This window comes from Mycobacterium sp. IDUB_5, assembly GCF_055419565.1.
The window spans coordinates 390,497-412,585 of sequence record NZ_JBVAXX010000003.1 but is presented as its reverse complement, the minus strand read 5'-3'; the positions used below and the strand labels follow the sequence as shown (position 1 = coordinate 412,585).

Here is a 22,089-nt window from a genome sequence, read left to right as displayed (position 1 = left end):
CGCGCTATTTCAGCTGCAGCCAGGATAGGGCCTGTTGATTCCAATCCCGACCCAACTCGTTGCCTTGAGCGTGGCGCCGGCTTTGGGTGACTGATTGCAGACGAGCCAGTTGGTCTGGTTGTAGACCACGTAATTGCCTTGGGCGTTGAAGTATTCGAGCTTGAGGCCGCTCCCGGCCGTGGCGTCGGCGAACGTGGCTTCAGCCTCCGCGAGCTTCATGCCCGCCATGTCCGGCATCTCCCACGTCGTTCCGTCGTCGGCGGGTTGCGCCGCTGCGGCCGGGGATCCGACCAGCGCCGCCACCGTCAGAAGCGTCGCCCCGAGTGTCAGGACCCGTGCTGTCATCTGTAGACCCCTTTGCTGCCGAGGATCCCCAAAATAACTGATCCGACAGACTCAGGAGACGTATTTCGCCATGTCAAAGGCCCCCGGCTCAGTCGTCTCCACGCGGCCGGCCCGTTGGTGCCGTGTGGGAGTCGACGTCGCCGAGGGCCGGTGACGGTCCTCAAACGCTGCCCATCAGTTCCAGGGCATCGCCAGCTTGACGATCTTGCGGACCACGGTCGCGAACTGGTGCGGCAGCGGGCCGCTGTTGTAGGGCACGCCGTAGCGCTCGCAGATGTCACGCACCTTCGGCGCGATCTCCGCGTGGCGGAACGCCGGGATGTCCGGGAACAGGTGGTGCTCGATCTGGAAGCTCAGGTTGCCGCTGAGGATGTGGAACAGCTTGCCGCCGGTCAGGTTCGCTGAACCCAGCACCTGCCGGAAGTACCACTGGCCACGGGTCTCGGCCTTGGTCTCCTCGATCGAGAACTCCTGCACGTCCTCGGGGAAGTGACCACAGAAGATGATCATGTAGGCCCACACGTTGCGCATCAGGTTGGCCGTCATGTTGCCCGCGAACACCCAGGGCGCGAACGGACCGGCCAGCAGCGGGAACGCCACGTAGTCCTTCAGGGTCTGTTGCTTGGTCTTGCGCCAGATGCCTTCGAGGATGTCGCGCTTGTCGCGCAACGTGATCTCACGTGACGCAATCTTCTCGCTCTCGAGCTCGTGCAGAGCGACACCGTACTGGAACAGCACCATCAGCAGGAACGCCCACAACGGGTTACCCAGGAAGTACGGCTTCCACTTCTGGTCGGAGCTCATCCGCAGGATGCCGTAGCCCACGTCGCGGTCCATGCCCACGATGTTGGTGTAGGTGTGGTGCATGTAGTTGTGCGAGTGGCGCCACTGGTCGGCCGGGCAGGCGGTGTCCCACTCGAAATTGCGCGACGAGATCGCCGGATCGCCCATCCAGTCGTACTGGCCGTGCATGACGTTGTGGCCGATCTCCATGTTGTCGATGATCTTCGACAGACCCAGCATCGCCGTGCCAGCCAGCCAGAATGGTGGGATGATGCCACCGAAAAGCAGTGCGCGTCCGCCGATTTCGAGTCCGCGCTGCGCTTTGATCATGCGACGGATGTAGGTGGCGTCACGCTCGCCGAGATCGGCGATCACGCTTTCCTTCAGCGCGTCGAGTTCCCGACCGAAGGCCTCGGCCTGCTCGGGAGTCATCGTGATCGTGCGGCCGCCGACGGTCTTCGACAGGGTCTTGGGCTGGGGCGCGGCGGTCTCGGACGTGCGCGTGGTATCGAAAGTCTGTGTGGTGTCCAAAGTCTCGGTCATGTCTGTTCCTTTCGCGGAGACTGACGTACTCGGTCGGGTGTTGTGGTCTTGGCGAATCCGGTTGTCTTACAGAGCGATGTCGACGTCGCCCAGCGGGGCGGTGACGCAGATCTGCACGTCTTCCTCTTCCGCCGAGGACACCGCACCGCTGATGACATTGCGCACCACGCCGCTGTTCTTGCGGCGTGTGCAGGAGAAGCAAATGCCCATGCGGCACCCGCTCTCCGGGGTCAGGCCCGCGTCCTCGGCCTGGTTCAGCAGCGGGCGACCATCGTCGGTCAGCTCGAGCCCGCTCTCGCTGAACGTGACCTGCCCCCCGGAGGCTTCACCGTCGAACACCGGCGGTATGAAGCTCTCGTGGGCAGCATCGGGGAACATCTCCCGCACCGCGTCGACCAGAGCCGGCGGACCGCAGACGAAGACCGCCTGCGGGTCGGCGAAAGGCAGGTGCTGGGCGCCGAACCGCCCCGGGAGGTCCGACCCCTCGGTCTCACGGGTGAAACCGTGCCGCACCGTCACGTTCGGCATCGTGGCGGCGACCTCGGCGAGCTCGTCGCGGTAGCACGCCTCCTGAGCGGACCGCGCGTAGTGGACGAACGCGACCTGTCCGCGGTGTCCCCGCGCGCGCAGTGTGCGCAGCATCGACATCACGGGGGTGATCCCACTGCCGCCGGAGACGAACAGCATCCGGTCGGGCAGCGTCTGCGGCAGGGTGAACTCGCCGCCGACGGAGTCGAGGTGCACGACCATGCCGGGGTGGGCGTGTTCGTAGAGATAGTTCGACACCAGCCCGCCGTCGTGGCGGCCGACCGTCAGCTCGATGTGGCGGTCGTTCTCGGCGCCTGCCGGCGAGTACGGACGCGTGCGACGGCGACCGTCGATCTCGACCGACAAGTTGATGTGCTGACCCGCCCGGAATCCGGTGAAGGCCCGATTGGGAGCCAGGGTCAGCGTCACGCTACGGGGGGTGGTGCGGTGCACCGCGACGACCCGCGCTCGGGCGTCGCCGCGCGTCCAGGTCGGATCGACCAGCTCGGTGTAGCGATCGACACCGTGCGGTCCGGTCAGGAGGTCCAGCAGCCTCGACCGCCGTGTCCGCGTGGTCAAAGTTTGAGTGAACATGTGTATACCGTGCGCGCACCGCACCCCCCACGTCAAGAGATCAGTGCAGCGTGTGGTATGTTTCACAACCAGTGAACAGTCGTACGCCCAGGTCACACTCGGAGCGTTCCGGCAGGTCGAGTAGGTCTCGGTCGGGAGCGGGCCGAGAGACGCAATCCCGGGAGGAACGCAAGGAAGCGACCCGCCGGGCGATCGTCGACGCCGCTCTGCACCTCCTCTCCGAACGAAGTTTCAGTGCGCTGAGCCTGCGTGAGGTGACCCGCGAGGCAGGCATCGTGCCCGCGGCCTTCTACCGGCATTTCGAGTCGATGGACGCGCTCGGCCTGGTGCTGATCGACGAGTCTTTCCGCACGTTGCGCGACATGCTGCGCGGCGGACGCGCCGGCAAGCTCGACCCGAACAGGGTCATCGAATCCTCGGTGGACATCCTCATCGAGGGCGTACAGGCCCGCCGCGAACACTGGATGTTCATCGGACGAGAACGCTCCAGCGGGGTCACCGTGCTGCGTTACGCCATCCGCTCCGAGATCCGTTTGATCACCTCCGAGCTGGCCATCGACTTGGCCCGCTTCCCCGGGCTGAACACCTGGAACGTGGAGGACCTCAACATCCTGGCCAGCGTGTTCGTGAACTCGATGATCTCGATCGCCGAAGCCCTCGAAGACACCACCGATCCCGTAGCGGTGGCCGAGATACGCCGGATCGCGATCAAACAGCTGCGGATGATCACCATCGGAGTGTCGGAGTGGCGCAGCAGTTAGCGTGACGCCATGGCGTCCGTTCTGGAAGTGACCCGACCCCGGCCCGAGATCACCCTGCTGACCCTCAATCGGCCTGACTCCCTCAACTCTCTGTCCTACGAGTTGGTCGAGGCGCTCCACGCGGCGCTGGACGCCATCGCCACCGACAACGCCTGTCGGGTCGTGGTGCTGACCGGCGCGGGCCGCGGCTTCTGTTCCGGACTGGACCTGCGCACCTCAGATCCCGCGCAGACCGGTGGCGGCCTCGAGTTCCCCCGCTCAGGAATGCGGTGGCAGGAGCGCATCGCCGATCTGACCGCCAAGATCCACCGGTTGCGCCAGCCTGTGATCGCCGCCGTCAACGGCGTCGCGTACGGGGGCGGACTGGGCATCGCAGCCTCGTGCGACCTGCGCGTCGCCGCCCCCACCGCACGGTTCTGCACGCAGTTCATCAAACTGGGCCTGGGGGGCTGCGACATCGGCGTGAGCTACACGCTGCCCCGCATCGTGGGCGCCGGACACGCGTTCGACCTCATCCTCACCGCCCGCGTCGTCGACGCCGATGAGGCACTGCGCCTCGGCCTGGTCTCCCGGCTGGCCGACGACGCCCTCGCCGAGGCCCTGTCCATCGCCGAAACACTCTGCGGCTACGGCAAATTCGGCGTGGAGTCGACCAAGCAGGTGCTCTGGGCGAATCTCGACGCCGGCGGCCTCGAGGCCGCACTGCATCTGGAGAACCGCAGCCAGATACTCTCCACCACCAGCGGCGAGATGCGCGAAGCAGCTGCGAAAATCCTGCGCAAGTCCTAGCGAGGCGTCCCGCCGCCGTCGACCATGATGACCTGACCCGTCATGTAGCTGCCCGCATCAGAGGTCAACAGCAGTGCGGCGCCGACCATTTCGTCGGCAGTCGCCAGACGGCGCATCAACGTGCCGCGGATCATTCCGTCGATCGCCTCCTGAGAGTTCTTGCGCATCATGTCGGTGTCGACGGGCCCGGGCGCCAATGCGTTGACACGGATCCCGTCGTGCGCCAGCTCCGCTGCCATCGACCGCGTGAACGACATCAGCGCGGCCTTCATCGACGCGTAGATCGCGAGCATTGGCGCGAAAATGAACGCACCCACCGACACCATGTTCAGAACCGCGGCGTGCTCGCTGGCCCTCAGATGCGGAAGCGCGGCCTGCACGAGGAACACCGGCCCCCGCAGATTGACCTCGAAGGACTTCGTCAGCCCGTCGGCGGTCATCTGGCCGAGCGGTTGAGCCAGCGCGTTGGCCGCGTTGTTCACCACGACGTCCACGCCGCCGAATTCGGCGACAGTCCGCTCGACGAGTGCGCCCAGATCGTCCACCTCACCGAGATGGGTTGGGACACCGATCGCCTCACCCCCGAGGGCCCGCAGGTGCGCGGCGGCCTGCTCACAGGCCTCGGCCTTGCGGCTGGCCACGACCACGCGCGCACCGGCGAGCACGTAACCCTGCGCCAGCGCCAGTCCGATGCCGCGGGTACCGCCGGTGACGATGACGGTCCTCTCGGACATGTCGAAGAGCCGATCGAAAGTCGGTCGGTCCATCACACACACCCGCTGACGGTGACCCGGCGACCGACATCTGCGCAGACGCTGACGTTCGGCGTCCACGCCACCGGGGGCGGCGGCGGGGGCGGTGGAGGCGGCGGCGCACCCGGTGGTGGGGGCGGTGGCGGTGGAGGCGGCGGTGGGGTCAGGACGCCGTTGAGCTCCCACAGCGGGTCCGAACACCCGGTGACATCGACGATCCTGCCGCTCACCGAACCGCAGATCGCCTGCGCGGGCGGAGACGACACAAGGAGGGGACCCACCCCGACTGTCACCGCCGTCGCCACGAGCCAGCTGATACGCACGCGCGCTCCTTCCTGTCCGCTGACGCGACGCGGATCAGCGTCGATTGTGGCAGTCGTCACTGGGTGCCGCGGGCGAAGTGTACTCAACAGGGTGCGCGCCACTGGCGACCACATTTGCCAGGATTGCCGCTGCGCGTCGCGCAGTGCGACATCGGTACAGGAAACGGGTGCCGCCGCGACGCTCGCGCCCCGACAGCCCGTCGTAGCGGCCACGCCACACTGCTGAGCAAATCTGACATCGAGTACGTTTCAGGCCAGAACACCACGTCGAGGCAATTTTATCGATTTCAAGGATTCACTCAGCGAACTCATTGACGATGTCGTACATTTCCTCTGTGCGCACGCGAAGGCGCACAGTGGGCGTTCAGATCGCAGCCGCGGATCGCAGTTCGAGGGGAGTTGCGATCTGGGCGCACACTAGTTCTTGGTCAGGGTGCGCGCGCTGGTGAAGCGACGCGGTCGGCCCGTGACCGGATCGTCGAACGCAAGACTGTGAGCCAGCAGGCGCAGCGGCGTCGAGAAATCGTCCGGCGCCACGTCGACGATCTCCGGATACAGCGGATCCCCGGTGATGGGCACGCCCAGCGACGCCATGTGGACCCGCAGCTGGTGGGTGCGGCCCGTGCGGGGAGTCAGCCGATACAGCGATCCGTCCCGCTCGATGCGCGTCTCGGCGTTCGGCTCACCGGGCTCTTCCACCGCCTGCAGGAAGCCGCGCCGCTTGACGATGCGGCTACGCACGGTGACCGGCCACTCGATGTCCGCCTCGGGCGCGTGCGCCAGGTACGTCTTGTCGACCTCACCTCGGGCGAACAGCGTCTGATAGGCGCCACGAACCTCGCGGCGTGTGGTGAACACCAGCACGCCGGCAGTGAGGCGATCCAGTCGGTGTGCCGGAGTCAGCTCCGGGAGGGCGAGCTCTCGGCGCAGCCGGACCACCGCGGTCTGCGCGACGTGTCCGCCCCGAGGCATCGTCGCAAGGAAATGCGGCTTGTCGGCGACGACGATGTTGTCATCGCGATAGAGGACGGAGATCTCGAACGGAACGGGGACTTCGTCAGGCAGTTCCCGATAGAAGTACACATGGGCGCCCCGCGGCAAGGCTGTCGTCTCCGTTACGACGGTACCGTCGGCGCACACCACCTCTCCGGCAAGCACTTTCGCCGCAGCATCGACACCAAACCGGTCGGTCAACTCGTCGAGCACCACACCGCCCCGCAACCGCAGCCGCGCCGGCCCGAGCCCGTCGCGCACGGGAAGCGGTGCGGGCCGCCTCAATTCAGTGGGACCGGCTCGAGAATCTCCGCGCGCGCCTCTGGCGCCGCGGCCCGTAGCGCGTCGGCCGACTCGTCGTCGGGCTGGGTCTGCGACTGCACCTCGGCCTCCACGCGGGCCCGGTACGTCTCCACCTCTCGATCGACGTCGCCAGGCGACCAATTGAGAACCGGCGCAACGATTTCTGCCACCTCGCGGGCGCAATCCACCCCGCGATGCGGATACTCGATCGAAATCCGCATACGACGGGCGAGAATGTCCTCCAGATGCAGGGCTCCCTCCGCCGCGGCGGCGTAGGCGGCCTCCACCTTCAGGTACACCGGTGCGTCGGTGATCGGCTCGAGCAACTCGGGCCTGTCCTCGGCCATCGACAACACCTCGTCGATCAGTGAACCGTACCTGTCGAGCAGATGCCGAACCCGATACGGATGCAGGCCGTAACGCTTTCCGACACTTTGTGTTTGGTTGACCAGAGCGAAGTAGCCGTCGGCGCCCATCAACGGCACCTTCTCGGTGATGGACTTCGCCACCCGGGTCGGCACGAACTCGGCCGCCGCATCGATCGCGTCCTCGGCCATCACCCGGTAGGTGGTGTACTTGCCGCCGGCGATCGCCACCAGACCCGGCGAGGGCACCGCAACCGCGTGTTCACGCGACAGTTTCGAGGTCTCTTCGCTCTCCCCGGCCAGCAGCGGCCGCAATCCGGCGTACACGCCGTCGATGTCGTCGTGAGTCAGCGGCGTGGCGAGCACCGTGTTGACGTGGCCGAGGATGTAGTCGATGTCGGCTTTGGTGGCCGCCGGGTGCGCCAGGTCGAGGTTCCAGTCGGTGTCCGTGGTGCCGATGATCCAGTGCGTGCCCCACGGGATCACGAACAGCACCGACTTCTCGGTACGCAGGATGATCGCGACCTCACTGACAACGCGATCACGCGGGACGACGATGTGCACACCCTTGGAGGCGCGCACCCGAAATCGGCCGCGCTGCTTGGACAATGCCTGGATCTCGTCGGTCCACACCCCGGTCGCGTTGACCACGACGTGCGCGCGGACGTCGGTGACCGAACCGTCCTCGGAATCACGCACCCGCACGCCGGTCACCCGATCTCCCTCCCGGCGCAACGCGACCACCTGCGTCGACGTCCGCACCACTGCCCCGTAATGCGCGGCGGTGCGCGCCACCATCATGGTGTGCCGGGCGTCGTCGACGACGGTGTCGTAGTAGCGGATTCCGCCGATCAGCGCGCTGCGCTTGAGTCCAGGAGACAACCGCAGCGCCCCGGCGCGGGTCAGATGCTTCTGCGCGGGAACGGATTTCGCCCCACCCAGGCTGTCGTACAGAAAGATGCCCGCTGCGACATAGGGCCGCTCCCACACCCGGTTGGTGAGCGGGAACAGAAACGGCAGCGGCTTCACCAGATGCGGCGCGAGCGTCGTCAGGGACAACTCGCGCTCGTGCAGCGCCTCGCGCACCAGACCGAACTCCAGTTGCTCGAGGTAGCGCAGGCCGCCGTGGAACATCTTGCTGCTCCGACTGGACGTGCCCGAGGCGAAATCGCGGGCCTCCACCAGTGCCACTCTCAACCCGCGGGTCGCCGCGTCGAGCGCAGCGCCCGCGCCGACGACTCCCCCGCCGATCACCACGACGTCGAACTGCTCACTGCCGAGCTGTTGCCACGCTCGGGAACGCTGATCAGGGCCGAGGTCGTCCGCGTCCTGGTTGCTCACGTGCACCTTCCTTGTTACCGGTCAGTACGGGATCCAGGGTACGTGGGATCAGTCCAGATCGTCGTGTGCCATCAATCGCCGCGCCGCCTCCACGATCGAACCCGACAGCGAGGGATACACCGACAGCGTCTGTGCCAGATCGGTCACCGAGATGCGGTTCTGCACGGCGAGCGCGATCGGCAGGATCAGCTCCGAGGCGATCGGCGCGACCACCACCCCACCGATGACCACACCCGTGGCGGGCCGGCAGAAGATCTTGACGAAACCGTGTCTGAGCAGCGACATCTTCGCGCGGGCATTGGTGCTCAACGGCAGAGTCAAAGTGCGGGCCGGCACACTGCCGTCGTCGATCGCTGACTGCGGGATACCGACCGCGGCGATCTCGGGACGGGTGAATGTCGCCGAAGCGACCGTGCGCAGCCGGATCGGGGACACCCCTTCGCCGAGTGCGTGGTACATCGCGATGCGGCCCTGCATCGCCGCGACCGAGGCCAGCGGCAGCAGCCCCGTGCAGTCACCTGCCGCGTAGACCCCCGGCGCCGGCGTGCGCGAGACCCGGTCGACGGGAATGTAGCCACCCGGCTTGAGCTCGACACCGATGCGCTCCAGACCCAGACCTGCGGTGTTGGGCACCGAACCGACCGTCATCAACGCATGGCTGCCCTCGACGACGCGGCCGTCGGCGATCGCGACACGGACCCCCTTGTCGGTGCGGGTCACCGAGTCCGCGCGGGCGTTCTTGACCAGCGTCACTCCGCGTTCGTTGAACACCTCTTCCAGCACCGCCGCCGCGTCAGAGTCCTCGTGGGGCAGGATCTGGTCGCGGCTCGCGACGACCGTCACCGTGACGCCGAGCTCGGTGTAGGCGTTGCAGAACTCCGCGCCGGTCACCCCCGAGCCCACGATGACGAGGTGCTCCGGCAGCTCCTCGAGGTCGTAGACCTGGCGCCAGGTCAGGATTCGGTCGCCGTCGGGAACCGCGTTGGGCAGCACCCGAGGGCTCGCGCCGGTGGCGATCAGGACGATGTCGGCCTTGAGCACGCCGATCTTGCCGTCAGGTGTGGTCACCTTCACGCGGTGATGAGCCATGCCGGCGATGTCGTCGACGAGCTCGCCGCGGCCACCGATGATCGTCACACCCTGGTTGAGCAGCTGGCTACCGATGTCGGCTGACTGCGAGGACGCCAGCGTCTTCACCCGGTTGTTGATGTCGTGCAGCGAGATGGTTGCATCGTCGATGCTGAGGTCGAAGCCCAGCCCCTGCGCGCGGCGCAGCTCGGTGCGCACGCCCGTCGACGCGATCAACGTCTTCGACGGCACGCAGTCATAGAGCACGCACCCGCCACCGATGCCGTCGGAGTCGACGATTGTCACCTGGGCGACGTCGCGCCCCCGGCCCGCCGCGACCAATGCCGCCTCATAGCCCGCCGGTCCACCGCCGATGATCACGATCCGCGTTACCACGCCACCAACCTATTCCACACAGATACGTTTAAGCTTCTCGCGTGCCGCTCTACGCCGCCTACGGGTCGAACATGCATCCCGAGCAGATGCTGCAGCGGGCTCCTCATTCCCCGATGGCGGGTACCGGCTGGCTGCACGGGTGGCGACTGACCTTCGGCGGCGAGGACATCGGGTGGGAAGGCGCCTTGGCGACGATCGTCGAGGACCCCGACTCCAAGGTCTTCGTCGTGCTCTACGACGTGACCAAGGAGGACGAGGAGAACCTCGACCGCTGGGAGGGTTCGGAGCTCGGCATTCACAAGAAGATCCGCTGTCGGGTGGAGCGGACGTCGTCGGACACCAACACCGATCCCGCGCTGGCGTGGCTGTACGTGGTCGACGCCTGGGAGGGCGGCATTCCGTCGGCACGCTATCTCGGCGTGATGGCCGAGGCGGCCGAAATCGCCGGCGCGCCATCCGAATACGTCTACGATCTGCGCACGCGGCCGTCGAGCAACATCGGCCCCGGCCCCGGGGTGTAGTTCTTCTTCGGCGAGCGCGCACGTTTGTACATCGACGCGCCGTATTTTCTGGCTCTCTGTGCGCGCTCACGCCGCACGAGCGCGCGTCAACTGCCGATCGATCCGCGCCACCATCTCCAACGCCCGATAGCGGACGTCATCGAACACGATCGGCACCACAGTCCAGTCGACGTCCGCCAACGCATTCAAGCGCTTTCGGTCCTCGGCCATCGCCTCCGGCCCCGAGTGCCACGCCAGACCGTCATACTCCGCTGCGACCTGCTGATCGGGCCACGCGAAGTCCAGCCGCCGCAGATTACCGTAGCCGTCGAGGATTTCGTACTGCAGCTCCGGCACCGGCAGACCGCCGTCGAGCATCGCCAGCCGCGCCTCACTCTCCATCGGCGACTCAGCCCGCGGGTCGGCGAGCGCCAGTAGATCTCGCACCGCCACGATTCCGCGGCGCCCCTTCTGCTCGATGGCCGCACGCCACAGATCGGCACGGCTGCAGGTGCCGCTGCGGAGCGCAGCATCGAGCGTGGCCAGCGCCCGCGGGCGCCGCAGGCTGCGCGCGACCTCGACGGCCGTCCAGGCCGGTGCCGTCGCGCGACGGTCGCCGACCCTGACCAGCGGTGCGCCGTCGCGGCGATGCACCACCAACCCGTCGGCATCGCGCAGCCCGCACTGTGGGTCGAGCACGTGGAGTTCGGCCGGCTGCTCGGTGTCGAAGCCGAACATCGCGGCCGCGGTGGCGAGGCAGACGGCCACGGGACGCCCGCACGACAGATCGAGACCACGCAGCCGGAGTAGATCAGTGGGCTCACCGAGGCAATAGATGCCTTGCCAGATGCGTTCCAAGACACCGCTGTTGGTGAGCGCCTCGAAACGACGGCGGGTCAGGTACCGGAGGATCTGTGCGCTGGTGGCCACGCCACCCTGGGCGTCGAACAGCGCGATGAGGTGCTCGTCCATGCGGCCATGCTGGGTGCAGGGGCACGCGGCGGGCCAGGGCTCGCGCGCTGCCTGGGGATGGATTGACAGTTACGCACAGCTCGCGGGACGCGAGCGCGCGCCCGGTGCCAGCAATGGCGGCGTGTCGATGTGCAAACTCGCGCGCTCGCCGAAATCAGGCGCTGTTGGCGATGATGTTGGTCAGCAGTCGCACCCCGACACCGAGTGCGCGCTCGTCGAGGTCGAACGTCGGTTGGTGCAGATCCAGCTGCGGGCCCTGACCGCTCCACACACCGAGCCGCGCCATCGCGCCCGGCACCTCCTCCAGATACCAGGAGAAGTCCTCCCCGCCACCGGATTGCCGGGTGTCGGCAAGCACATCGGGCCCGATCGCCTCGATGGCGTGGGTGAGGATGCGCGTGGACACCTCGTCGTTCACCACCGGCGGCACGCCACGCCGGTAGTTCACCACATGCTCGATGCCCAGCGGCGCCAGCAGGGCCGAAATGGTCTCGGTGACAATCTCTTCCATGCCGACCCAGGTCTCGCGGCTGGCGGTCCGGATGGTCCCGGCCAGCGTGCCGGTCTGCGGGATCGCGTTGGCCGCCACACCCGCATTGACCGCCCCCCACACCATCACCGTGTTGTTGCGCGGATCGATGCGACGAGACAGCACTCCCGGCAAACCGGTGATCAGCGTGCCGATGCCGTAGACCAGATCGCCGGTCAGATGCGGACGCGACGTGTGCCCACCCGGCGAGTGCAACACGACTTCGAGCTGATCGGCCGCCGAGGTGATGGGGCCTGGCTTGACCGCGACCCTGCCCACCTCCAGATGCGGATCACAGTGCAGGGCATAGATTCTCGAGACACCCGTCAGCGCGCCCGCGGCGATCGCGTCGATCGCGCCACCGGGCATCAGCTCCTCGGCCGCCTGGAAGATCAACCGCACCCCGACCGGCAGCTCCGGCGCCGATGCCATGGCCAACGCCGCGCCCAGCAGCACCACCGTGTGCGCGTCGTGGCCGCACGCGTGCGCGACACCGGGCACCGTCGAGGCATACGGCGCCTCGGTGCGCTCTGCCATCGGCAGCGCGTCCATGTCTGCTCGCAACGCCACCCGCGGGCCGTCATCGGGACCGAAGTCGCACGTCAACCCCGTGCCGCCGGGGAGCACTTTCGGGTTGAGGCCGGCATCGGCCAGGATCGACGCGACGAACTGCGTCGTCGCGAACTCCTGGCGACCCAGCTCCGGATGCATGTGCAGGTGCCGCCGCCAGGCGACCAGATCGTCGTAACGGGCCGACAGGAAACGCGCCGCGGCGTGCGCCAACACGCTCATGCGACCCGCCGTTGGTGTAGGTCCAGCACCCGGTCGCGCTCCCCGGCGTCGGAGGCGAGCGCGACGACCGTGCGCGCCAACATGATCGCGCCCTCGACGACAGCGGTGTCGGCACTCTCCCCCACCGCCGCCGCAGCGAACTCCGGCTGGTGGATCGACGCGCCACCGGCATCGATACCCACGATCGGATGGATGCCCGGCATCACCTGCGTGACGTTGCCCATATCCGTACTTCCCAACGGCACTGACGCCTCGACCTCCTCGGGAACCGGCGCGCGCCCCACCCGGAGCATCTCCGCGCGAATCATCGACGACAGCCAGCGATCCGGCGCCAGTTCGGCATAGCCGGGTGCCGGCTCGTGCACCTCGTGCTCGCATCCGGTGGCCACCGCACCGGCCGCGAAGCAGCCGGCCATGCGAGTTTCCAACGCGCGCAACGACTCCGAGTTCGTCGCCCGCATCGTGTACGCCATCTCGGCGCGGGCCGGGATGACGTTGGAGGCCTGGCCGCCATCGGTGACGATGCCGTGGCACATCTGCCCCGGCGCCAGCTGCTGACGCAGCAACCCGACCGCGACCTGGGCGACGGTCACTGCGTCCGCGGCGTTGATGCCGAGATACGGCGCGACCGCAGCGTGCGACTCTCGACCGGTGTAGCGCACGATGACCTCCGAGAGCGCCAACGAGCGCGCCGCGGCGATGTCCAGCGGTCCAGGGTGCAGCATCACCGTCGCGGCGATGTCATCGAACGCCCCAGCATCCAGCATCAGCACCTTGCCGCCCCCGGATTCCTCGGCGGGTGTGCCCAGCAACACGACCGTCAACCCGAGATCGTCGGCCACCTCGGCCAGGGCCAGCGCCGTCCCGACCGCCGACGCGGCGATGATGTTGTGCCCGCAGGCGTGCCCGATGCCGGGCAGCGCGTCGTACTCGGCGCAGATCCCCACCACGAGCTCGCCGCTGCCGTAGACCGCCCGAAAGGCAGTGTCGAGCCCCGCGACCCCCGTCGTCAGCTCGAAACCGCGCTCGACGACCAGGGCCTGGGTCTTGGCGCAGCTGCGATGCTCGGCAAACGCCAGCTCGGGTTCGGCGTGAATCTGATGTGAGAGCTCCACCAGGTCCGGCCGGCGGCTGCTGATCACGTCGGCGACGGACGTGGCGGCGGCGGTGGGCATGCGGGCAAGTATCTCACTGCGACGACACCCGCACTAAGCTGCCGGTCGTGGAGGACGCCGGGGCAGTCGCGCAGGAAGCCGCCCGTGCTCTGGCCCATCGCACCGGGGTCGAACACCACGACGTCGCCGTCGTCCTCGGGTCCGGGTGGGCACCGGCCGCTGAACAGCTCGGCGAACCCACCGCCGTCGTTCCGATGGCCGACCTCCCCGGCTTCACCCCGCCCACCGCGCAGGGCCACGGCGGCCAGATCTTCTCCCTGCAGGTTGGTGCGCAACAGGTGCTGGTGCTGCTCGGCCGCATCCACGCCTACGAGGGCCACGACCTGCGGCACGTCGTCCATCCCGTGCGCACCGCCTGCGCCGCGGGCGCCCAGACCGTCATCCTGACCAACGCGGCCGGCGGTCTGCGCCCGGAGTACGGCGTCGGCCAACCGGTGCTGATCAGCGACCACCTCAACCTGACCGCGCGGTCTCCCCTGGTCGGTGCCCAGTTCGTCGATCTGGTCGACGCCTATGCGCCCCACCTGCGGGAGTTGGCACGCGAGATAGATCCGACGCTGGCCGAGGGCGTCTATGCAGGCCTGCCGGGGCCGCACTACGAGACGCCCGCCGAGATCCGGATGCTGCGCACGCTGGGCGCCGATCTGGTGGGGATGTCGACGGTGCACGAGACCATCGCCGCGCGCGCTGCCGGCGCCGCGGTGCTCGGGCTGTCGTTGGTGACGAACCTGGCCGCCGGTATGACCGGGCAACCGCTGAGTCACGACGAGGTGCTCGAGGCCGGCCGTCAGTCGGCGACGCGGATGGGTTCTCTGCTCTCGGCCGTGATCTCCCGGCTCTGATCCCGGCCGAGGCGCCGACTCGCCCACACCACGCCGCGGGCCATCAGCGGGGCCGCGAACAGCATCAGCAAGATCCGCACCACCTGGGCAGCAATCACGAACGTCACGTTCGACCCGGTCTCGACCGCCGTCGCCAGCACCGCGTACACGCCACCCGGGCTCGTCGCGAGGTAGCCCTCCAGGGGGGTCAACCCGGTGAGATGGGACAGCAGCACCCCCAACCCGGCGGTCGCCACGCCGATCGCGACGATCAACGCGATCGCCGCCGGAAGCAGTCGGCCGACCGCGCGCAGCGACGACCGGGTGAACGCCAGCCCGGCCTGCCAGCCGATGAGCATGTAGCCGGCCTGGACCAGGAGCATGGGCACCGACAGGCCGAATGAGAACCCGCTGACCTCGAGGCCCACCGTCAGGGCCAGCGGTCCGAGCAGACCGGCACCAGGCAACCGGATGAGACGCCCGACGGTCGCCCCGACGAGCACCAGCACGACGAGCATCGCGAGGCTGAGGTACCAGGGGGCCTGGCCCGCGGGGGCGAGCGCGGCGGAGTCGGCGCGGGACTTATCGGCGTGGTAGATCAGCGTGACGACGACGGGCATCGACGCGGTGACGATCCCGACACGCAGATACTGCACGACGGCAACGACGCGGTCGTCACCGCCGAGTTCACGGGCGATGGCGACGAGCCCGGATGCGCCGCCGGCGACGAGAGCGAGCGAGCCGGTCAGCGGGGTCACATCGCGGCGCAATCCCAGCAGCGCTCCGGCGATGACGCTGAGCACCAGCGTGCCCGCGCCGACGGCGAGGACGATCGGCCAGTGCCCGCCGAGGGTGCCGAGCGAATCCTGCTGCACCATCGTGCCGATGTAGACACCGAGCACCCCCTGGGCGGCGACCCCGAGCTTGCGGGGCACGCCGGCCGGGCCGGCCGACGTCAGCGCGAGCACGATTCCGACGACCAGCGCGGCGAACAGCGCCGCCGAAGGTACCCCCACGATCGTGAGCGGAACGGTGACCGCCACCGTCGCCGCCAACAGCACCGTCCACCTGAGCATCTGTTTCCACCATGTCATCGTGATGCCAAGTATGCTCTTACCAATCCAATATCTCAACGCAAGGTTTCACCTCGTGACTGTGATTTATTTCCAAGGTATAACTTGGTAATGGGTATCGAAGCGTCGGCAGCGACCGAGCTGCGGGAATCGATGATGGCTGTGACGCGGCAGCTTCGCCGGCACCGGCCGGACAACGGTCTGACGCTGAGCCAGATGCAACTGCTCGGCGAGGTCAGCCGCGCCGGAGTGACCACCCCGGCCGAGCTGGGTGTGCGCCTCGGGGTGAAGGTGCAGTCGCTCACCGATTCGCTCAACGAGCTCGAGACCCGGGGGTTGATCGCGCGACGGCCTGACGCAGCCGACCGGCGCCGCCAGCTCGTCGAGATCACCCCCGACGGCACCGTCCTGCTCGATGCCGACCGCGCCGAGCGCGACGCGTGGCTGCACACCACGATGCGCGAACGCCTCTCCACCCTCGAGTTCGACCTGCTCATGCTCGTCGCCCCCATCCTGCGCAAACTCGCCGACGCCGAGGCGGGCACACTGACGTGAGTGACGTCCGATCTGAACGCCGCCGTCAGGCAGTGGCTGGCCCACGATCCCGATCCGAACGCCGCCGCTGAACTGTCGGCGTGCAGCTCCGAGGAGTTGGCCGAGCGCTTCGCCGGCACCCTGACGTTCGGCACCGCGGGGCTGCGCGGGCCGATGCGCGCCGGCTCCAACGGGATGAACCTCGCCGTCGTGCTGCGCGCGACGTGGGCCCTGGGCACCGTCCTGACGCGCCGCGGCCACGGCGGCGGACAGGTGATAGTCGGGTACGACGCCCGGCACCGGTCCGCCGATTTCGCGCGTGGCGTCGCTGAAGTTCTTGCTGCGCAGGGATTCTCGGTGACGTTGATGTTCGCTGCGGTGCCGACTCCTGCGGTGGCGTTCACGGTGCGCCACACCGGTGCGGCGGCGGGGGTGCAGATCACCGCGTCCCACAACCCGGCCTCCGACAACGGCTACAAGGTCTTCTTCGCCGGCGGTCTTCAGATCGCCTCCCCCGTCGACGCCGAGATCGAAGACGCCATCGCCGCCGCCCCACCGGCTGACGAGATCCCCCGACACCCGGTCACCCCGTCCGGAACCGAGTACGTCCGGCGGTACCTGGAGCGCGCGGCGAGCGTGCGGCGAGCGGGCGGATCGGTACGCGTCGCGCTGACACCGATGCACGGTGTCGGCGGCGAGTACGCACTCGATGCGCTTGCGCTGGCAGGCTTTTCCGACGTCGCCGTGGTCGACGCGCAGTTCGCGCCCGACCCGGACTTCCCCACCGTCTCCTTCCCCAACCCCGAGGAACCGGGGGCGACCGACGCGCTGATGACGCTGGCCGTAGACGTCGACGCCGACATCGCCGTTGCTCTCGACCCCGACGCCGACAGGTGCGCGATCGGGGTGCCCACACCGGGCGGGTGGCGGATGCTTTCAGGTGACGAAACCGGTTGGCTGCTGGGCGATTACCTGCTCTCGCATGCCTCAGCGTCAGACGTGGTGGTCGCCAGCACCGTAGTGTCGTCACGCATGCTGGCACGCATCGCCGCCGGTCACGGCGCGCGCCACGTGGAGACGCTGACGGGATTCAAGTGGCTGGCCCGCGCTGACGAGGGGCTCGACGCGACGCTGCTCTACGCCTACGAGGAAGCGATCGGGCACTGCGTGGATCCGGTCGCGGTGCGGGACAAGGACGGGATCAGCGCCGCGGTGCTGGCCTGCGACCTGGTGGCAGTGCTGCGGGCGCGCGGGCGGACGGTGACCGACGCCCTCGACGAGCTGGCGCGCCGCCACGGCGTGCACAGCACCACAGCCATCACCCGCCGCGTCGAATCACCCTCTGCGGCAGCTGAATTGATGTCTGCCCTGCGCGCGAAAGCACCACGGCGGTTGGCGTCCTATCCCGTCGAGACCACTGACCTCGCGCCGCGCACCGACGCGCTGGTGTGGACCGGCGGTGACGCGTCGACGTCGGTTCGCGTGGTGATCCGCCCGTCTGGCACCGAGCCGAAGCTCAAGTGCTACCTCGAAGTTCGCTGTGACGGCGATCTCGAGGGGGCACGAGCACGGGCCGCGCAGGTGCAGGACACCCTCACCGAGGACGTCCGGGCACTGACTCAGCGCGGACCGAACTGACGGTCGCCGGCATCGCCCAGACCCGGCACGATGTAGGCGACATCGTTGAGGCCCGCGTCGATGCTGGCGGTGAACAGCTTCACCTGTGGCGCCGCCTTCTCAAGTGCGGCAACGCCTTCCGGCGCACACACCACGCACAGAGCGGTGATGTCGACAGCGTCCCTGGCGAACAGCAGCTCGAGGGTGTGCACCATCGAGCCGCCGGTCGCGAGCATCGGGTCCAGCACGATGACAGGGCGCGCACTCAGATCCGCGGGCAACGATTCCAGATACGGCGTGGGCTGATGCGTCTCCTCGTCGCGGGCCATGCCGACGAAGCCGACCTGAGCCTCCGGGATCAGCGCATGCGCCTGATCCACCATGCCCAGGCCGGCGCGTAGCACCGGCACCAGCAGCGGCGGATTGGCCAGGCGCGCACCGGACGTCTCGGCCATCGGAGTACGCACCGGGATGGTCTCGACCGGCGACTCGCGGGTCGCCTCGTAGACGAGCATCAACGTCAGGTCCCGCAGCGCGGCGCGAAACGCCGCGTTGTCGGTGCGCTCGTCGCGCAGGGTGGTCAGCCGCGCCGCGGCCAGCGGGTGGTCGACAACGCGCACATCCATGGAATTGGACCTTAATGGGAACCGGGTGACGTTTCCCGGCGTCTAACTGTCTGTGTTCGCCCGTTTGTCCGTAGACGCCCTGTCCGTCGACACCGAAGCCGTCCGCACCTACGGCCGCGCAGCAGACGCGCATGCCGACGCACTGCACGCCGCTGCCGCGCACCTCACCGGTGCGTCCGACGGCGCCGCTGCCTACGGGCCGGTCGGGGCGCGGTTTCTCGCCTCACTGGCCCGGGCCGCCGGGGACGACGCCGCCGCGCTCGCCTCCCTCGGCGCATCGCTGGCGGGCGCCCGGGTGGCCGCGGACTCTTCGGCGCTGAGCTACGACACCACCGAGGCGGACGCCGCGTCCCGGATCGCGGTCTGGTGACCAGCGCCCTGGTCAGCGCACTCGCCGCCCCGCTGCGGCGTGTGCAGGCGCTGGTCGGTCCGGGCTGGTCGGGCGATCAGGCCGGCGATCCCGCGGCGGTGCTGACCGGGGTCCGAGACACCCTGACCGACGTGGCCGATGCCGCCTCGCAGGCGTGGCGCGAGGCCGACGCGGACTGGTCGGGTTCCGGCGCGGACGCGGCGGCGGAATTCGCGGCGACGACGACCGCGGCGATCGACGGTGCGGCGGAGCGGGCCGGTCGGCTGGGTTCGGTGGCGCGCGACGCCGCCGGATCCGTCGCATCTGCACACCGGCGGCTGCAGGACATCGTCGACGAGTTCGAGGCGAAGGCCGCGGCACTCGAGCCGAGATTGGACGAGCCCGGCGTGGCCAAGCAGTTGCTCACCGAGGCACGCGACGCGCTGAGCCGCGCGATCGCCGTGGTCGAGGAGCTGCTCGCCGAACTCGACCGGCATGCCGCGGCGATCGAGACGCGGCCCGCACCCACCCACGCGGCGGGGTGGCCGGGCACCGGCACGGGCGGGGGCGGACTCCCCGCGGGTGGGACAGCCGGGCTTCCCGGGGGAGGTCTGTCCGGCGGCGAGCCGATGGCCCAACCAGCGGCTTTCACAGCGGCAGAGGCGCCGATCGACACCCCCGACGCGGCGACCTTCGGCGAGGGTGTGGCGGTGCGATTGCCCGATGGGACGGTGGTGATGGCACCCAACGCCGTCGCCGCCGACGCCGTCCGCCACGCGTTGACCCAGCTCGGCGTCCCCTACCAGTGGGGCGGCACCACGCCGGGCCAGGGCCTGGACTGTAGCGGCCTGACCCAGTGGGCGTATCACGAAGCGGGCCTGGACCTCCCGCGGTTGGCCCAGGAGCAGGACATCGGCCGCGCGGTGCCGCCGGGCGCGCTGATGCCCGGGGACCTCGCGGTGTGGGACGGCCACGTCGCGATGATCGTCGGGGACGGCACCATGATCGAGGCGGGTGATCCTGTGAAGCTCTCGCCGATCAGGACGGCGAACGCCGGCCAAGGCTTCCAGGGGTTCTGGCGGCCCACCGCCTAGAGGCCTCGTTAGGCTGTGCCGCATGGCTGCAGACATCGTGCCGATCGGGCTGAGCTTGACCAAGGGCGACGTGTACACGCTGTGGGCACCGCGGTGGCGCGCCGACGGGGACGAGTGGGAAGCGTTCCTCGGCAAGGACGAGGACCTCTACGTGCTCGATTCTGTGGCCGACCTGGCCGCGTTCGTGCGGACCAACGCCGACAACGACCTCACCGACCACCCCGCGTGGGAGAAGCTGACGACGGCGAACGCGCACCGGCTCGTGCCCGACGAGGAGCACTCCTACGACCTCGCCGGCTTCGAGGAGATCCTGTCGAACAAGCCGACCGAGGACAGCGTGCGCACGCTGCACCGCGCACTGTCGGTCGTGTCGTCGATCGGATCGGTGTGCGAACTGCCCGCGGTGACGAAGTTCTTCAACGGCAATCCGCTGCTGGGCACCGTCGGCGGCGGCGCCGAGGCGTACGCCGGTCGAGCGGGGCGCAAGCGCTGGGCCGAGATCGAGAAGATCATCAACCGCGGCTGGGACGCAGTGATCGAGTCGATCGACGAGATCATCACCAAGCCCGACGTGGACAGTGCCGCCGTCGAAAAGGCGCAGGCAGAGCTCGACGAGCCGGCGCCTGAGCCGGAAGAAGACGAGGTCGTCATCGACGACATCGTGGACACCGAGGAGGAGGCCGACGACCTGACCGCGGCCGCCGAGGACAAGGTGCTGGGCAGCGACGAGGACTTCTGGGCGCGCGTCGGCATCGACCCGGTCCGGATGATGACCAGCAGCGGCACCTTCTTCACGCTGCGCTGCTACCTCGACGACCGGCCGATCTTCCTGGGCCGCAACGGCCGCATCAGCGTGTTCGGGTCGGAGCGGGCCCTGGCTCGCTACCTGGCTGACGAGCACGATCACGACCTGTCGGACCTCGCGACCTACGACGACATCCGAACCGCGGCGACCGACGGCTCGCTGCGCGTGGAGGTCACCGACGACAACATCTACGTGCTGTCGGGGATCGTCGACGACCTCGCCGAAGGTCCCGACGCGCTCGATCACGACCAGCTCGAGCTCGCCGTCGAGTTGCTGCGCGACATCGCGGACTACGCCGAGGACACCAGCGTCGCGGCCAAGCTCGACAAGGACACCGCGCTGGGCCGGCTGATCGCCTACTCGCTGGAGCCGGGCTCGGTGTCGCGGCCGAGCGCGCCGTACGCCGAGGCCGTCACGCAGTGGGAGTCGTTGGAGCGCTTCGTGGAGTCACGCCTGCGCTCGGAGTGACGCCCGCAGAGCCTCGGCGAAGACGGCCGTATCGGTGAGAAACCCGACGTGTCCGCCAGGGAAGATCTGCGCACCGATGCCGAGCGCATCGGCGAGCGCCGATGACGTCGGGTGGGTGAGCAACGCGCCCGAGTCGGCGCCGATGCCGACGACGATCCGGCTGCCGCGCAGTGAGTCGACGTCGGGCCGGTAGCCCGTGGTGGCCCGCAGGTCGTGGTCGAAGAACCGGGCCGCGTGCCGGCGCTCCTCCTCGCTCGGCGGCGGGGTCTCCCCCACAGCCTCGGGCGGCTCGAAGCCTGCATTGATCATGAAGGCGCGCCACGCGGCGTGGACGCCGTCGGCGTGGAAGGTGTCGATGATGCGCTCGGTGTCGGCGCGGCGGCTCTCCGCGTCGGCCAGCAACTCGATCAAGGGCGGCTCGTGGGCTATCGCCGTCTGCACGCGTGCCGGCCACCGCGTCATCAGCGCCACCACTGTGACCGCACCGCCGCTGGAGCCGAAGACCTCCGCGCGGTCAGCGCCCATGTCGTCGAGGATCGCGACCACGTCTTCAGCACGCGTCTCCACCGTCGCCTTCTGGTCCGGGTCGTCGAGCGTGCTGGCGCCATACCCGCGCGGGTCGAGGGTCACGACCGTGCGCTCGGGCGCCATCGCATCGGCGAGCGGCTGAAAATCGCCGGCACCCATCGGCGACCCGACCAGAACCAGCAGGGGCCCGCTACCGCGGACTTCGTAATGAAGGACGGCGCCGGGAACGGTCAGCCGACGGGTGACGGGAGAGGTGGTCATGGGAAGTTCGACTGCTTCAGCGAGCCGAAGTCATCGCTCGGCCGCGATTTCGGCGTGCTGG

23 protein-coding genes are annotated in these 22,089 nt (G+C 68.6%); 9 read left to right on the top strand and 14 right to left on the bottom strand.

Annotated features, from left to right (window positions below; all coding sequences use genetic code 11):
• Window positions 1–9: 9 nt before the first annotated feature.
• The 3 genes from ACZY1G_RS11315 to ACZY1G_RS11305 all read right to left on the bottom strand — a co-directional run bounded on the left by ACZY1G_RS11315 (window position 10) and on the right by ACZY1G_RS11305 (window position 2,793).
• Window positions 10–345, bottom strand: coding sequence for a PASTA domain-containing protein (locus tag ACZY1G_RS11315; RefSeq protein WP_463814356.1), 336 nt, complete (start codon window positions 343–345; stop codon window positions 10–12).
• A 174-nt stretch (window positions 346–519) separates the two neighbouring features.
• The gene (locus ACZY1G_RS11310; protein ID WP_463822407.1) at window positions 520–1,671 is read right to left on the bottom strand and encodes a fatty acid desaturase family protein; all 1,152 of its coding nucleotides are present in this window, start codon (window positions 1,669–1,671) and stop codon (window positions 520–522) included.
• A gap of 66 nt (window positions 1,672–1,737) precedes the next feature.
• Complete coding sequence (locus ACZY1G_RS11305) at window positions 1,738–2,793, bottom strand: ferredoxin reductase (RefSeq protein WP_463822406.1); 1,056 nt, start codon at window positions 2,791–2,793, stop codon at window positions 1,738–1,740.
• 71 nt (window positions 2,794–2,864) lie between these two features.
• On the opposite strand from ACZY1G_RS11305, the gene ACZY1G_RS11300 reads away from it, so the two are divergent.
• Window positions 2,865–3,554 carry a TetR family transcriptional regulator gene (locus ACZY1G_RS11300; RefSeq protein ID WP_463822405.1) on the top strand — a complete coding sequence of 230 codons (690 nt, stop codon included), beginning with the start codon at window positions 2,865–2,867 and terminating at the stop codon, window positions 3,552–3,554.
• A gap of 9 nt (window positions 3,555–3,563) precedes the next feature.
• Window positions 3,564–4,343, top strand: coding sequence for an enoyl-CoA hydratase/isomerase family protein (locus tag ACZY1G_RS11295; RefSeq protein ID WP_463822404.1), 780 nt, complete (start codon window positions 3,564–3,566; stop codon window positions 4,341–4,343).
• Here the strand turns inward: ACZY1G_RS11295 and ACZY1G_RS11290 are convergent.
• The 5 genes from ACZY1G_RS11290 to ACZY1G_RS11270 all read right to left on the bottom strand — a co-directional run bounded on the left by ACZY1G_RS11290 (window position 4,340) and on the right by ACZY1G_RS11270 (window position 9,884).
• Window positions 4,340–5,110 (bottom strand): SDR family NAD(P)-dependent oxidoreductase, encoded by a 771-nt coding sequence (locus ACZY1G_RS11290; RefSeq protein ID WP_463822403.1) that lies wholly within the window; start codon window positions 5,108–5,110, stop codon window positions 4,340–4,342. The genes ACZY1G_RS11295 and ACZY1G_RS11290 overlap by 4 nt on opposite strands.
• Window positions 5,110–5,418, bottom strand: coding sequence for an RNA-binding protein (locus tag ACZY1G_RS11285; protein WP_463822402.1), 309 nt, complete (start codon window positions 5,416–5,418; stop codon window positions 5,110–5,112). The genes ACZY1G_RS11290 and ACZY1G_RS11285 overlap by 1 nt, the downstream gene beginning before the upstream one ends.
• 417 nt (window positions 5,419–5,835) lie before the next feature.
• Window positions 5,836–6,696 (bottom strand): pseudouridine synthase, encoded by an 861-nt coding sequence (locus tag ACZY1G_RS11280; RefSeq protein ID WP_463822401.1) that lies wholly within the window; start codon window positions 6,694–6,696, stop codon window positions 5,836–5,838.
• Window positions 6,693–8,420 carry a glycerol-3-phosphate dehydrogenase gene (glpD, locus tag ACZY1G_RS11275; RefSeq protein ID WP_463814349.1) on the bottom strand — a complete coding sequence of 576 codons (1,728 nt, stop codon included), beginning with the start codon at window positions 8,418–8,420 and terminating at the stop codon, window positions 6,693–6,695. Before glpD ends, ACZY1G_RS11280 begins: the two co-directional genes overlap by 4 nt.
• A 48-nt stretch (window positions 8,421–8,468) precedes the next feature.
• A complete protein-coding gene (locus ACZY1G_RS11270) occupies window positions 8,469–9,884 on the bottom strand; it encodes an NAD(P)H-quinone dehydrogenase (protein WP_463822400.1) in 1,416 nt (471 codons plus the stop codon).
• A gap of 41 nt (window positions 9,885–9,925) precedes the next feature.
• Here ACZY1G_RS11270 and ACZY1G_RS11265 point away from each other — a divergent pair, with 41 nt between their 5' ends.
• Window positions 9,926–10,405: a gamma-glutamylcyclotransferase gene (locus tag ACZY1G_RS11265; protein WP_463814347.1), complete on the top strand. Its 480-nt coding sequence runs from the start codon at window positions 9,926–9,928 to the stop codon at window positions 10,403–10,405.
• Window positions 10,406–10,471: 66 nt separating this feature from the next.
• Here the strand turns inward: ACZY1G_RS11265 and ACZY1G_RS11260 are convergent, their stop codons facing one another.
• From ACZY1G_RS11260 to ACZY1G_RS11250, 3 genes are all read right to left on the bottom strand, one after another.
• Window positions 10,472–11,356: a hypothetical protein gene (locus ACZY1G_RS11260; RefSeq protein ID WP_463822399.1), complete on the bottom strand. Its 885-nt coding sequence runs from the start codon at window positions 11,354–11,356 to the stop codon at window positions 10,472–10,474.
• Between the two features lie 154 nt (window positions 11,357–11,510).
• The gene (locus ACZY1G_RS11255) at window positions 11,511–12,677 is read right to left on the bottom strand and encodes an amidohydrolase (RefSeq protein WP_463822398.1); all 1,167 of its coding nucleotides are present in this window, start codon (window positions 12,675–12,677) and stop codon (window positions 11,511–11,513) included.
• The gene (locus ACZY1G_RS11250; protein WP_463822397.1) at window positions 12,674–13,852 is read right to left on the bottom strand and encodes a M20 family metallopeptidase; all 1,179 of its coding nucleotides are present in this window, start codon (window positions 13,850–13,852) and stop codon (window positions 12,674–12,676) included. The genes ACZY1G_RS11255 and ACZY1G_RS11250 overlap by 4 nt, the downstream gene beginning before the upstream one ends.
• Window positions 13,853–13,899: 47 nt before the next feature.
• Between ACZY1G_RS11250 and ACZY1G_RS11245 the strand changes: the two genes are divergently transcribed.
• Complete coding sequence (locus ACZY1G_RS11245; RefSeq protein ID WP_463822396.1) at window positions 13,900–14,694, top strand: purine-nucleoside phosphorylase; 795 nt, start codon at window positions 13,900–13,902, stop codon at window positions 14,692–14,694.
• Here the strand turns inward: ACZY1G_RS11245 and ACZY1G_RS11240 are convergent.
• Complete coding sequence (locus ACZY1G_RS11240; protein WP_463822395.1) at window positions 14,640–15,749, bottom strand: AbrB family transcriptional regulator; 1,110 nt, start codon at window positions 15,747–15,749, stop codon at window positions 14,640–14,642. The genes ACZY1G_RS11245 and ACZY1G_RS11240 overlap by 55 nt on opposite strands.
• A 108-nt stretch (window positions 15,750–15,857) precedes the next feature.
• Between ACZY1G_RS11240 and ACZY1G_RS11235 the strand changes: the two genes are divergently transcribed.
• Together ACZY1G_RS11235 and ACZY1G_RS11230 are read left to right on the top strand one after the other, a co-directional pair.
• Window positions 15,858–16,301, top strand: a complete 444-nt coding sequence (locus ACZY1G_RS11235; RefSeq protein ID WP_463814339.1) for a MarR family winged helix-turn-helix transcriptional regulator — start codon at window positions 15,858–15,860, stop codon at window positions 16,299–16,301.
• Complete coding sequence (locus tag ACZY1G_RS11230) at window positions 16,302–17,918, top strand: phospho-sugar mutase (protein ID WP_463822394.1); 1,617 nt, start codon at window positions 16,302–16,304, stop codon at window positions 17,916–17,918.
• Here ACZY1G_RS11230 and upp read toward each other — a convergent pair.
• Window positions 17,900–18,523, bottom strand: a complete 624-nt coding sequence (gene upp / locus ACZY1G_RS11225) for a uracil phosphoribosyltransferase (RefSeq protein WP_463814337.1) — start codon at window positions 18,521–18,523, stop codon at window positions 17,900–17,902. The genes ACZY1G_RS11230 and upp overlap by 19 nt on opposite strands.
• A gap of 64 nt (window positions 18,524–18,587) precedes the next feature.
• On the opposite strand from upp, the gene ACZY1G_RS11220 reads away from it, so the two are divergent.
• From ACZY1G_RS11220 to satS, 3 genes are read left to right on the top strand one after another with little or no spacing between them, the layout of a single operon-like run.
• Window positions 18,588–18,893 (top strand): type VII secretion target, encoded by a 306-nt coding sequence (locus ACZY1G_RS11220; protein WP_463822393.1) that lies wholly within the window; start codon window positions 18,588–18,590, stop codon window positions 18,891–18,893.
• Window positions 18,890–19,966 (top strand): C40 family peptidase, encoded by a 1,077-nt coding sequence (locus tag ACZY1G_RS11215; protein WP_463822392.1) that lies wholly within the window; start codon window positions 18,890–18,892, stop codon window positions 19,964–19,966. The genes ACZY1G_RS11220 and ACZY1G_RS11215 overlap by 4 nt, the downstream gene beginning before the upstream one ends.
• Window positions 19,967–19,988: 22 nt before the next feature.
• Window positions 19,989–21,239: a protein export chaperone SatS gene (gene satS, locus ACZY1G_RS11210; protein ID WP_463814334.1), complete on the top strand. Its 1,251-nt coding sequence runs from the start codon at window positions 19,989–19,991 to the stop codon at window positions 21,237–21,239.
• Here satS and ACZY1G_RS11205 read toward each other — a convergent pair.
• Window positions 21,219–22,028 carry an alpha/beta fold hydrolase gene (locus ACZY1G_RS11205; RefSeq protein ID WP_463822391.1) on the bottom strand — a complete coding sequence of 270 codons (810 nt, stop codon included), beginning with the start codon at window positions 22,026–22,028 and terminating at the stop codon, window positions 21,219–21,221. The two genes, satS and ACZY1G_RS11205, sit on opposite strands and share 21 nt — an antisense overlap.
• Window positions 22,029–22,089 lie beyond the last annotated feature (61 nt).